We start from the raw sequence: 12,443 nt of genomic DNA on the forward strand, positions 1-12,443 counted from the left end.
CCGTCGTCGGGATCGGTGCCGCCTGGGGCGGGAGGTTCGGGGGAGGCGGCTGCCGGAGCGTCGTGAACCTGGTTCACCAAGGGTGTTTCTACGTGTCGCATCGGGGTTTCTCCTATGCCTGCTGTGGTTTCGCCGGGTTGGGGCCGGTCCAAGCGGAGCGGGAGCGCGCCAGGTACCACAGCACCGTGGAGGCCGCCAGACCGAGCACGACGAAGGTGGCGGGGGTGCCCAGGGCACCGTTCACCACGACCACGGCGGTGGACGAGACGAGACCGGCGCCGCCGGTCAGCAGCCACAGCACGCCGGAGGCGCGGCCCAGCACGGCCTTCGGCAGGTACTTGACGCGTCCCATCACGACGGTGGCCAGCACCATGCCCTGCCCGAACTGGCCCACGACCAGCACGGTCAGGAACACCGGCCACATCGGTGTCGCGAGCAGCACCAGCGACACCGCGCGCAGCGCCATGCCGGACGTCAGCCACAGCCAGGCCGGGAACCGGCGGCGCTGGGAGACGAAGAGGTTGCCCACGAGGCTGCTGAGGTTCATCGCGGCGATCGCGAGAGACGCCTGCTCCCCGCTGAGCCGCCAGGAGTGGGCGAGGTCGTAGAGGACGAGGGTGGTCAGGCCGTTGCCGCAGGCGATGTCCAGAACGAGCTGCACGATCAGCAGGGCCAGCATCCGGTGGTCCTTGAAGACCGCCCGCACGGCCGGCCGCCACTCCCGCCGGTCCTTCTCGTCGGCCTGCTCCTTCGGCACCGGCGGCGGGCCGATGCCCATCGCCATGACGACGAGCGGCGCGAAGAACGTCGGCAGGTTGAGCCAGAGGAGGCCCGTGTACCCGAATGCCGGAAGGAGCGCGGACACCAGCACGGGCCCCACCATGGTGGTGGCGAGGAAGGAGCTGTTGAGGGTGCCGCGGGCCCGCGTGGGGCAGCTCGGAAAGGTCGCCGGTACCCCGGTGATCCACCCGGTGCGGTACGCCACGCCGCCGGCCGCGACCAGCAGGGCGCAGACGAACAGCAGCCACACGGGCGGGTCGTGGCGGAGCAGCAGCAGGTTCATCGCCGTCGCGGCGGCCGCCTGGACCAGCAGCCCGTACCGGACGAGCCCCCGCACCCCCCGGCGGTCGGCGATGGAGCCGAGCGTCGGGGAGAGCAGCATGGCCGCCGGAACGGCGGCGGCCAGCAGCGTCATCGAGCCGAGCGAGCCGGTGACGTGGTAGACGAGCAGTGGCAGGGCCACGGCGTAGAGCGCCTCGCCGAGGTTGTTCGCCACGTTGCCGACGGCGAAGGTCACGAAGCGCCGGTCCCGAAACGGTGAGGGCTCGGTCGCCTCACCGCTTTCGGGACTCCGGGCCGGCGACACCTCGTCGTCGATCCGGGTCATTGCCCGGTCGCTTCCGCCTCCGCCAGCGACGGATACGCGGAGGTCGCACCCGGCAGCCACAGGTCGCGCAGCGGGGTGAGGACGGGGCCGCCGCCGCGGTCGACGCGGAAGACGCGCAGCCAGCCCCCGCGCCCGCCGACGATGACGTACGGCTCCCCGCCGCTGCCCCGCATGGTGGCGATGGCCTTGGCGAAGTCCGGCAGGTCCTCGTGGAGCGCCAGCAACTGGCACGTGTCGTGGTCGTAGGCGGCGAGCTGGAAGCCGTAGGTGACGACGCACATCGTGTTCTCGATCAGCGCCGCGTTCTCCGCGGTGTTGTCCAGCAGCTCGATGAACTGCCGCCGCTCCTTGTCCTCGCCGACCACGTACTCCTTGACGCCGACGCCGCCGGTGATCCGCAGCTCGTCGCCGTTCACGAACAGCCGCTTCGGGTAGTTGTCGAGGTCGACCGTCCAGGTCTCCTCGCCGTCGGCGTCGTAGGCGGACAGGATGCCGTTGCGCGAGCCCAGCAGCCTGCGGCCGTCGTCGAGGTAGCCGGCCACCCACGCGCTGGTGGGCAGCTTGTCCAGGTGGTCGAGCTGGTCGCCGGTCTCGGCGTCGAACTCGAAGCCGCCGGCGTTGCAGGCCACCAGCAGCCGCGACTGGTCGGGGGAGAGGGCGAGGGTGTGCACGATTCCGGGAAGCTCGCGCTCCCACACGGTGCGCCCCTTGCCGTCGACCCGCCGCACCGTGCGCGGCCAGAAGATCCCGGCCCAGCCGTCGTCGGCGAGGACGATCCGGCGGGTGAAGCCGAGGCCGCTGGTGTAGCTCTCGCCGGGCACCAGCGTCGGCTTGCCGGGCAGCGGGTCCACCATGCGCACGACGCGGGTGCCGCTGTCGGTGGAGGCGATCAGCGCGCGGTCCTCGCCGGGCAGCGGCTGGAGCTCCCACACGCAGTTGCGCTCGTAGCCGAGCCGGCGCACGAAGCGGCCGTCGGGCGTGCAGACGGTGATGTCGCCGTCCTGGGTGAGGACGTACACCTGCCCGTCCGGGTCGACCGTGATGTCGAGGAGCTGGTGGCTGAACCCGCCGACCCGGGCCTGGAGGTTCATCTCCGGCTCGGTGTTGTCGTAGATCATCAGCTCGCCGTCGAACCCGCCGACGTACGCCTTGGTGTAGTCGGGCGAGAAGGCCAGGCCCTCGACGTCGTTGCGGGCGTACAGGTGCCGCCACTGCACGACGCCGTCCACGCCGATGGTGAGCACGCCGTTCTCGACGAGGCGCTTGTCGTCGAGGCCCCCGTCGAGCGTCGCCCAGAACCGGTTGTGGCGCTTGTCGTAGACCAGGCGGTGCACGTTGGAGTTGTCGACCTTGACGACGGTCGGGAACGAGAGGGTCTCCAGGTCCCCGAACTGGATGCGGCCGTTCCGGTCGGCGACGGCGTGTACGCCCGGCGCGGCGGTGGAGAACCACTCCAGCATGTCGTAGCCGTGCGGCCACAGGACGATCCGCTCGACGGCGAACGTCTCCAGGTCCAGGATGACCAGCTGGTAGTAGCCGTTGTCGACGTAGACCTTGCCGTTCCACACGCCGATGCCGCGCAGGATGGCCAGCGAGGGCTGCTCCCCCTCCAGGAGGAGCGATTCGTCGGCCGTCGCGGCGGCGTCCAGGTGGTCGATCAGGCGGAGTGAATTCGCGTCCCAGCGGCAGATGTTGCCGACCTTGTCGCGGGTGATGATCCAGTCGCCGACGATCTTGACCCCGTAGATGGGGTGGGCCGCGATGGACTGGGCGATCGCGCTGTCGGACGAGGACCGCAGCACCCGCAGCTCGGAGTCGAGCCAGTGAAGGCTGCCGCGCGCATCTGCTACCAGGATGCCGCGGCCGGCGTCGCTGACGATCCGAGTGATCCTCTCTCGGATTTCCATGGTGAGAACCCCACTTGTGTCAGTCATGAACTCTGGTGCTTGCGGACCGACGGCCCGCGCACGGCGCCGCGGGGTGAGCGGCGCCACCGCCCATAGGGGCTTGTTTGCAGGCTTGCCCCGGAAGGAAAGCCGTGCCTTCCTTCCGGGGCAGCGTTCCTAGCGTGTCTGAGCGCGTGGGGCTCAGACGTTGGGGCGCGAGCTGCGGCGAACGATGGTCATGACACACACCTCCTCTCTTTGCTCGTCGGTCCGCGGGCCCGGGGCCGGGGCGCGGCGTGTCTCCGAGATGGCGCCGTCGGAGACAGGCTTGTGGGGTTGGCGGGCGGCCGCCGGGCGCTTGGCCCGCGGCGCGTGCCGGCGGTGCCGGCGCGCCCGTCGGGGGATCAGGTGTGCTGGGCCGACAGCAGCCGGCCGTCCAGGCCGCCGGTGCACGGCGAGCGACCCAGGTGGTCGAGCACCGCGCGGGCGAGTTCGGTGAGGTCGGCGATCACGCCCGGATCGGTGAAGTGGCCGTCCGCTCTCGGCAGGTCCTCGGCGTAGCGGATCGCCACCGTCGGGGCGTCGATCATCACCGCGTCGGCCCGCAGGAGCACCGAGCGCAGCACGGGCTGCGCGTCCACCGCGCCACGCGCGCCTGGTGAGGCGCTGAGCATGGCGACGGGCTTGCCGGCGATCGCACCCTGGTGCCAGGGCCGTGACAGCCAGTCGAGGGCGTTCATCAGCAGGCCGGAGATCAGGCCGTTGTACGAGGGGGTGCTGATCACCACGGCATCGGCGGATTCCACCAGCCGGCGCGCACCCCGCGCTGCCGCGTCGATCCGGTCCTCCGCGTCCGCGTCCTGGTCGTAGAACGGGATGCGGGAGGGCAGGAGCACGCGCGTCTCGACGGGATCGGGGCCCCCGGTGAGGATCCGGCGCAGCGTGGCGATGGCCGCGGTGTTCACCGACTGGCCGCGCATGCTGCCGGAGATGAGAACGATGCGGGTCACCTGGTCTCCTCGGTGCCTGGGACATGGCCGCCGTCCAGGGCCTGGGCCCTGATCCGACGGGATCCGTCGCTGACGGGAAGAACACTGCCGCGTCGCTTTCCCGATCGGTTCCCGATCCGTTCCCGTGCGTCACCGGCGCTGTCGTGCCGGTGACGGGGCGGGCCCCGCGGAACGGGCGGCTCGGGCCGGCGCCGGCCGCCGTCACGGGGTCCGCCAGAGGTGCCGGAGCCATGGCGTCCGGTTCCCGGCACGTCGGCAAGGCCGTGACCTGGTACGCGGCCAGGGCGGGATCGATGGGGGAACCGAACGGGATGAGCGGGCGGTAGACGACTGGGTGTCCGAACAGTCACAGGAGGTACGGAAGATGCGACGGTTGCGGTACGCGGCAGCAGTGGCCCTGGCGACGGCGATGATGTGCGGTGCGTACGCCGCGGCAGGTGAGGGCGGCCACGGCACGACAGGCTTGCGCACCGTGGCGACGGACATAGGCCCGACTCACCACTGACAGCGTTCAGGGCGCCGGACCGTCGCGAGGGCGACGGTCCGGCGCCCTCTTGCGTGGCGGTGGAGCCAGGGGCCGTGGCGGTGGAGTCAGGGGCCGGTGTGTGGAGGCGTCAGGCCCCTTGTACCCCCGTCGCGCCGCTGCCCGTGCCCAGCAGGCTGCCGTCGCCCTGCGACTGGAGGGACCCCTCCGGGCCGCGGAAGGAGAAGTAGTCGGAGGGCAGGTCGAGCCTCGCGAGGTACTCCCGGGCGGCGTTCCGCAGGCGCACGGCGGCCCGCCTCAGGTGCAGGGCCTGCGTCCCGCGGGCGAGACCGTCGAGCGCGCGCGCCGCCTCCAGCCGCAGCCCGATGGACTCCGCGAGGTTGAGCGCCGCGCGGAAGCGGGTGAGCGCCGAACTGCTGTTGCCGGCCGCCAGGTCGATCGAGCCGAGCACGTTCAGGACGGTCGCCTGCCGCGAGACGGAGCCGATGTCCCTGGCCAGCAGGAGCGCGCGGGCCGCGTGGTCCGAGGCGTCGGCGAGGTCGCCGGCGTCCAGGTGGAACCGGGCGAGGTTCGTCAGGACCAGGGACGTCCTGGCGGGCACGCGCATCTCCTCGCACAGGGCGTGCGCCCGGGTCAGGCAGTCCCGCGCCGCCGCCGGATCGCCCTGCCCGAGGTGGGCCAGCGAGAGGTTGGCGAGGCCGGTGGTCTCGACGCCGCGGGCCCCCGTCTCCCGCGCGAGGGCCACCGCACGGCGCCCCGCGTTCACGGACTCGGTGTACCGGCCGAGGGACTCCGTGACATGGCACAGGTTGGCCAGCGCCTCCGCCTCCTCGCGGAGGCTTCCCGTCTCGTTGTGCGTGCGGACGGCCTGGGTCAGGTAGCGCAGGGCGGAGCCGAAGTTGCCCAGGCTGGTATGGAAGACGCTCAGGCGGCTCAGACACGCGCCCTCCGCCCGGGAGTCGTTCAGCCCGGCCGCCGTCTTCAGCGCCTCCTCCAGCGACGCGACCCCGTCCTGGTACTGGTCGCGCTGCCAGTACGCGACGGCGAGGTTGGTCAGGGAGACGCACAGCAGCTCCGGGTCGCCGCCGGCGCGCGCCGCCTCCACGGCGGTGCCCGCCACCGCCTCGAACTGCTCGAAATAGCTCTGGTCGTGCAGGTAGAAGCAGAGGCTCCGGCCGATGCGCGTCGCCTGCCGGTGCAGGCCGTGCCGGAAGGCCAGGTCGATGATCCCGGTGATCCGGGGCTGCTCGTTGTCGAACCAGGCCAGCGCCCGCTCGGGCGTGGTCAGGTCGGGCAGCACGACGCCCGCGCCGGAGGGGTGCGCCTCGCCGTAGTCGACGCGCCCGGGGTAGAGCGTGTCGCAGGCCCGCTCGACGAAGGCGAAGTACTGCCTCACGAGCCGCTTGACGACCTCCTGCTCGGCGGGGTGCCTGGGCAGCGTCTGCGCGAAGGCCCGCACGAGGTTGTGGAAGGAGTACCTGCCCTGGTCGTACTGCTGGAGGAGGTGCGCGTCGAGCAGGTACTCCAGCGTCTCCTCGGCGCCGGTCAGGTCGGTGCCGAGCAGCGCGGCGGCGGACACCACGTCGAAGTCGGGTCCGGGATGCAGACTCAGCAATTGGAAACCGCTGCGGAGCTGGGGCTGCATGGACTCGTACGACATGGTCAGCGCGGCGGCCACGCTGAGGTCGCCGGAGTGCAGCTCGTCGAGGCGGTGGCCGTCGTTGCGCAGCCGCTCCACGAGGTAGCGGACGGTCCAGTGCCGCCGCTTGCGCAGCCGGGCGCTGGCGATCCGCAGGGCCAGCGGCAGGTACCCGCACAGCCGCGCGAGTTCGGCCGTCGCGTCCGCCTCCGCACCCGCGCGGGTGGCGCCGATGGAGCGGCTGAGCAGCTCGATGCTGTCCTTCTCGGGCAGCATCCCGAGCGACAGGCGCTCGGCGCCGTCGAGCTCGACCAGCGGCGAGCGGCTGGTGACCATCACGAAGCTGTCCTGCGACGGCGGCATCAACTGGCGCACCAGGTCGCGGTTGGCCGCGTTGTCCAGGATCAGCAGCAGCCGGAACTGGGAGGTGAAGACGCGCCACAGGGCGAGGCGTCCGCCGACGTCGTCGGGGATGTCGTTGCCGGAAAGGCCCAGCACCCGCAGCAGGGTGTCGAGGGCGGTGGACAGCGAGACCGCCTCCTCGTCCAGGCTGTAGCCCCGAAGATCTAAATACAGCTGGCCGTCCGGGTACTGGTCCGCCATGCGGTGGGCGACGTGCACCGCCAGGGTCGTCTTGCCGCTGCCGCCCATGCCGTCGATCACCACGATGCGGGGGAAGCGGCCCGGGGAGCCCGCCGCCTCCTCCAGCAGCCTGCTGACCTCTTCCTGCCGGCCCGTGAAGTCGCCCAGGTCGTAGGGGAGGGTGCAGGGCGGCTCGGTGGCAGGCTCGGCGCGGGGGACGGCCCGCCGGCCGGCGGCCTCGTCCAGCTCCTGGGAGAGCGTGAGTTCCGGGCTCTTGCGCAGGATCGACTCGTACAGGGCGGACAGCTCGGGGCCCGGGTCGATGCCGAGCTCGTCGGACAGCAGCTTGCGGGCGTTCGCGTACTCGTCGATCGCCTCGGCCTGGCGGCCCGCACGGTAGAGGGCGAGCAGGAGCTGGCGGCGCACCGACTCGCGGTAGGGGTGGGCCGCGACGACGCCGCGCAGCTCGCCGATGATCCCGGCGGCCTCGCCCCTGGACAGCCGCAGGTCGAACAGCGTCTCGGTGGCGGTCAGCCGGCGCTCCTCCAGCACGGCGGCGGCCGCGTCGATGGTGGCGCTGCCCGTGTCCGGCAGGACGGGGCCCCGCCACAGGGTGAGGGCTTCGTCCAGCTGCTCGGCGGCCTCCGCCCGTGCGCCGACCGCGAGCGCCTGCCGGGCGCTCTCCTCGCGTGCGGTGAACAGGCTCAGGTCGAGCTGCCACTCCTGGAGGGTCATGCGGTAGCCGGACGGCTCGGTGTTGATCAGGTCGCTGCCGTCGGGTATCCGCCGGCGCAGTTCGGCGACGGCCTTGCGGATCTGGTGGGACGCGGTGACCGGGGGGGTCTCCGACCACACCGCCTGCACCAGCCGGAAGATCGGGACCACGCGCCCCGCCTCCAGCAGCAGGACGGCAAGTACCCGTTCGTTCACCACGCCGCCGAGGTGTATCCGCCGCTCCCCCTCCCACGCCTCAAGAGGGCCCAGAACGAGGAAGCGGATACCGGAGAGTTGAAGTGGCACGTGTCTGCCTCACCTCTTGATCAGGTGAACCTGTCCGTGGTCGGTGCCGGAAGGCGTAGGTGCCACGTACGCGCGACACGCCCTGACGGGGCGTCTGCTGCGGGAGAACGTGACGAGGGCGGTGCGCACGCCGGGTGTTCACCATGGTGGCGGTTCCCTCGGGAGAGGGCGGCTCGTCACTCAGGTCTGAACGGCACCCGGGCCTTGCGAGTACCGGTGATCACCGGAACCCCGGACACGGGGGTCGGCGGCCGCACGAAGGGGACGACGGAGCGGCGTGGTGGGGTGGGGGGACGTGAAGGGGAGGACCCGCCGCGCGGCGGGTGCGCGCAAGCGTGCTCGGGGTGGGTGTGCGGGCCGGAAGTACTCCGGCGCACGGATCTCCGCGGCCCGGGGAGCGGGGCGGCGGAGCGGTCTCCGGTGCGAACGAAGCGGTCACTGTCCGGAGTACCGTCGGGGGGTGGTTCGGCATCTCGGTCATCTCACTTACAGATGCCGTGTATACGTGAATCGCAAACTACGACCCACGAATATCTACAGCTAATATACCTTCCGTTCATCTAGAGTTTGTGTGAAGTTTTCCTCATCTGAAACGGACCGCACAACGGCAGCATCCGGGCGCATCAAATGTGCAGGCGGAGCGCTTCTGGCCCCCGGGCGCCGCCGGTTGCCGCCGTTCAGGCATGGGGTGGTTGGTGCGGGTGATGGCTACCCGGCGTGAGCGCTCACGGGATCCCGGTCGAGCGGCGCCGGTGCGGGGCTACTGGGCGATCAACGGCTCGGGACGGCGGTGGTCGTGTCGTCCGCCCGTACGTGGCGGTTGCGCCCCGCCGCCACCCCGAAGCACGCCTGCGGCACGAGCAGCGCCAGCAGGACGACCAGGGGGAGGGTCCAGTGGCCGGTCGCGTCGTGGAGGGCGCCCAGGGCCAGCGGGCCGAAGGCGGCCAGGACGTAGCCGAAGCTCTGGGCCATGCTGGACAGTTGGGCGACGTGACGGGTGTCGGGTGCCCTCTGCACGATGAACAGCAGCGCCAGGCTGATCGCCCCGCCCTGGCCGAGGCCCAGCAGGACCATCCACAGGTAGGGGACGGCGGCCGGCGCCGCGAGTATCCCCGCTATGCCGCCCGCGCACAGCACGGACGACAGCACCGCCACCGCTCCGGCCGGCATCTGCCGCTCGGCGACAACGGGGGCGAGGAACGAGCCGGCGATCCCGAGCAGGGACGAGAAGGACAGCATCCAGCCGGCGGTCCCCTGGCTCGTTCCGCTGCTCTGGAGCAGGGTGGGAATCCAGGCGGTGGCCGCGTAGTAGGTCAGGGACTGCAGGCCCATGAAGGCCGTGACGTGCCATGCGAGCGGTTGCCGCCACAGTCCCCTGACAGGGTGTGCCGCGTCCCGCACGCCCTGGGCGGACAGCCGTGAACGGCTGCGCAGCTGGGGCAGCCACACGACCGCGGCGAGCACGGCCGGCGCGCCCCAGCAGGCCAGCATCGCGCGCCAGCCGAGCCCGGACGCGTGCTGAAGGGGCACGGTGAGGCCGGCCGCGACGGCGGCTCCGCCGAACAGCGTCATGGAGAACATCCCCATCATGGGCCCGACCCGCTGGGGGAAGTCCCGCTTGATGAGGCTGGGCAACAGCACGTTGCCGATGGCGATGCCGGCCCCGATGACGACCGTCCCCGCGAAGAGCGCGACCGTGTCCGGGATCGCACGCACGGCCGTACCCGCGATCACCAGCGCCATGGCGACGACGAGGGAACGCTCGATGCCGAGGCGCCGGCCGACCCGGGGGGAGACCGGGGCGAGCAGTCCGAAGCAGAGCAGCGGCAGCGACGTCAGCAGGCTGATCGCGGAGGAGGACAGCCCGCCGGTGCCGCCACCGCCGATGAGCGGGGTCAGCGGCGACACCGCGACGAGCGCGGGCCGGAGGTTCAGGGTGAGCAGCACGATCCCCGCGACCAGCAGCCATCCGGCGCGGCCCCGGCCCGTCCCCTCGTCGCCTGCCCGGCCGGGCCCCGCGGAGACCTGCTCGGAGCGCACTGAGACCTGCTCGGAGCGCGCTGAGACCCGCTCGGGGTCCGCTGAGACCTGCTCGGGTCCAGCGGGGACCCGCTCGGGGCCCGCCTTCGCGATCTCGTGTTCCATCGTCGCTTCCTCTGCGTGGTTCGTGGGGAGTCGAAGGGCCGCGTGGCCCCCGGGGGTTGGTGGGCCCGTGCGCCCGTGCGCGGCCCGCTACCCGGAGAGGTCGCGCAGCGCGTCCATGGCAGCGGACAGGTGGTGCAGCGCGGCACGCTCGGCCGCCTCGGCGTCGCCGCTCTCGATGGCGACGACGATGGCGGTGTGCTCGGCGACCTGCCGGCGCGCGGCCTCCGGCAGGGGCGCCCCCACGACCGAGCGGAGCGCGCGGCGGAGCGAGTCGCTGAACTGGTCGTAGAGCTCGGCGAGGACCGCGTTGCCGGCGGCGGCGGCCACCGCTCGGTGGAACTGGAGATCGGCCTCGACGAACGCGGAGGTGTCCGCGCCGTCCTCGCCCCACGCGTCCTCGCGCACGGCCAGCGCGTCCCAGAGCCGGGTGACGTCCGCCTCCGTGCGGCGCAGCGCCGCGTACCTCGCGGCGTCCCGCTCCAGGCTGGCACGCACCTCGTACGCCTCGATCGTGTCGCTGTGCCGCAGCCGGCGCCGGACCGCGGCACCCAGCCCGCTGTCGGCCAGCACGTAGGTGCCGTCTCCCGGGCGGGGGGCGAGAAGCCCGGTGTGCGCGAGCGCGCGCAGGGCCTCGCGCACGGTGTTGCGCCCGACCCCCAGCTCCTCGACCAGCACCGGTTCGGCGGGGACCTTGCTGCCGACCGGCCACTCGCCGCGCCGGATCAGGTCCTCGACCTGCTCGATGACCGAGTCGACGAGATTGGAGCGCGCGGGGCTGCGGAGCGGCATGGATCCCTCTCGTGTTCGGTCTCCTGATATTCATCCTACGACCCAAACAGCCTAACATCCCATGTATCGCGATCCTGGTGGCGCCTGTATCGCGATCCTGGTGACGTCGATCACCTGATACCGGCCGGTGGGGGCCTTCGCGCAGGATTTCCGGGTCCCATTCGCGCGAGTTCCCCGGCGCCCAGGGACGGGGCCGCGCCCCGATCACGGCCGCGAGCAGCCACGATGATGCGTCGTCACCGGCCGAAAGGGGCAGTCTCCGTCGTGTCCGAAGGGGCCAGGCATGCTGGCCCGCACGCGCGTGTCGGCGTACGGCAGTGTGTCCACTGCACCGGCGGGATTCGAGAGCAAGGGATGTCCGGACGTGGCAGGGATTCGGCTGCGCCAGGCGGGCGTGGCGGTCGGCGGCTTCCCCGTCGGCGCGACGAACTCGATCGTCGACGTGCGCGGGGTGCGGGTGGGGCACAGGACCGTCAGCGACGGTCGTGCGACCTTCAGCGGTGCCACCGCGATCGTCGTGGACGGCGCGTCGTCGGCGACGCCCGTGCGCGCCGGCATGTTCGTGGGCAACGGCTACGGGAAGTTCGTCGGGGCCACCCAGATCGCCGAGCTCGGCCAGGTGGAGACCCCGATCGTGCTCACCTCGACGCTCTCCGCCTTCCGCGCGGCCGACGCCGTGGTGACGTGGGTGCTGCGCCGGCACGGGCGGGCGGTGACGTCCGTCAATCCCGTCGTCGGGGAGGTCAACGACTCCTGGCTCTCCACGGCCGAGCCCCGTCCGGTCACGGCTGAGCACGTCCTGGAGGCGATCGACGGCGCCTCCACCGAGGCCGTTCCCATGGGCAACGTGGGCGGCGGCACCGGTGCCTGCGCGCTCGGGTTCAAGGGCGGCATCGGGTCCTCCTCGCGGGTCGTCGACCTCGGCGGTGGGGCCGCCACCGGTGAGGCCGCCACCGGTGAAGTCGCCATCGGCGCGCTCGCCCAGATCAACATGGGCGGGAGTCTCAGGGCCCTCGGCCGGACCGTGCTGCCCGCCGACCACGGCCTGCCCGCCGCCGGGCCCCGGGCGGACGGCGGCTCGTGCGTGATCGTCATCGCCGTCGACGCCCCGTTCGACGCGAACCTGCTGCGGCGCCTGGCCTCCCGCGCCGTGTACGCCCTCGCGCGGGTCGGCGCCCGCTTCAGCCACGGCAGCGGCGACTACGCGCTGGCCGTCTCGACCTCGGAGGCCGGCCGCCCGACCGTCGCCCTGACGAACCACCAGACGTCGGCGGCGTTCGAGGCGGCCATGGACGCCGTCGAGGAAGCGGTCCTCGACGCGCTGCTGGCGGCCACGACCGTCCGGTCCACCGGCGGCCGCGTCGCGCACGCCCTTCCGGTCGAGAGTATCGCGGGAGTCTCCGGCCCGGGGCTCCCCGGACCAGGACTTCCCGGTCCAGGATTCTCCGGGCCAGGGCTCCCCGGCTCTGAGAGCCCTGAACGGCCCTGACTCCCCGTCGAC

7 protein-coding genes are annotated in these 12,443 nt (G+C 72.2%); 1 reads left to right on the forward strand and 6 read right to left on the reverse strand.

The genetic code is table 11. The annotated features are described in order from the left end of the window. Nucleotides 1–112: 112 nt before the first annotated feature. From Sm713_RS12725 to Sm713_RS12750, 6 genes are all read right to left on the reverse strand, one after another. A complete protein-coding gene (locus Sm713_RS12725; RefSeq protein ID WP_212909745.1) occupies nucleotides 113–1,387 on the reverse strand; it encodes an MFS transporter in 1,275 nt (424 codons plus the stop codon). Beyond that, nucleotides 1,384–3,294 carry a WD40 repeat domain-containing protein gene (locus Sm713_RS12730; protein WP_212909746.1) on the reverse strand — a complete coding sequence of 637 codons (1,911 nt, stop codon included), beginning with the start codon at nucleotides 3,292–3,294 and terminating at the stop codon, nucleotides 1,384–1,386. Before Sm713_RS12730 ends, Sm713_RS12725 begins: the two co-directional genes overlap by 4 nt. A gap of 383 nt (nucleotides 3,295–3,677) precedes the next feature. Next, nucleotides 3,678–4,283, reverse strand: coding sequence for an NADPH-dependent FMN reductase (locus Sm713_RS12735; RefSeq protein WP_212909747.1), 606 nt, complete (start codon nucleotides 4,281–4,283; stop codon nucleotides 3,678–3,680). A gap of 614 nt (nucleotides 4,284–4,897) precedes the next feature. Next, nucleotides 4,898–8,008, reverse strand: coding sequence for a BTAD domain-containing putative transcriptional regulator (locus tag Sm713_RS12740; protein WP_212909748.1), 3,111 nt, complete (start codon nucleotides 8,006–8,008; stop codon nucleotides 4,898–4,900). 771 nt (nucleotides 8,009–8,779) lie between these two features. Further along, the gene (locus Sm713_RS12745) at nucleotides 8,780–10,153 is read right to left on the reverse strand and encodes an MFS transporter (RefSeq protein WP_212909749.1); all 1,374 of its coding nucleotides are present in this window, start codon (nucleotides 10,151–10,153) and stop codon (nucleotides 8,780–8,782) included. Nucleotides 10,154–10,240: 87 nt separating this feature from the next. Next, complete coding sequence (locus Sm713_RS12750) at nucleotides 10,241–10,942, reverse strand: FadR/GntR family transcriptional regulator (RefSeq protein WP_212909750.1); 702 nt, start codon at nucleotides 10,940–10,942, stop codon at nucleotides 10,241–10,243. 364 nt (nucleotides 10,943–11,306) lie between these two features. On the opposite strand from Sm713_RS12750, the gene Sm713_RS12755 reads away from it, so the two are divergent. After that, nucleotides 11,307–12,431 carry a P1 family peptidase gene (locus Sm713_RS12755; RefSeq protein ID WP_249416257.1) on the forward strand — a complete coding sequence of 375 codons (1,125 nt, stop codon included), beginning with the start codon at nucleotides 11,307–11,309 and terminating at the stop codon, nucleotides 12,429–12,431. Nucleotides 12,432–12,443: the final 12 nt, after the last annotated feature.

The sequence above is a fragment of the Streptomyces sp. TS71-3 genome, from assembly GCF_018327685.1.
Taxonomy (GTDB): Bacteria; Actinomycetota; Actinomycetes; order Streptomycetales; family Streptomycetaceae; genus Streptomyces.

Excerpts from the sequence above, each read along its gene's own strand:
- Sm713_RS12725 (WP_212909745.1), bottom strand. The coding sequence starts at position 1,387 with ATGACCCGGATCGACGACGAGGTGTCGCCGGCCCGGAGTCCCGAAAGC.
- Sm713_RS12730 (WP_212909746.1), bottom strand. The coding sequence starts at position 3,294 with ATGGAAATCCGAGAGAGGATCACTCGGATCGTCAGCGACGCCGGCCGC.
- Sm713_RS12745 (WP_212909749.1), bottom strand. The coding sequence starts at position 10,153 with ATGGAACACGAGATCGCGAAGGCGGGCCCCGAGCGGGTCCCCGCTGGA.
- Sm713_RS12750 (WP_212909750.1), bottom strand. The coding sequence starts at position 10,942 with ATGCCGCTCCGCAGCCCCGCGCGCTCCAATCTCGTCGACTCGGTCATC.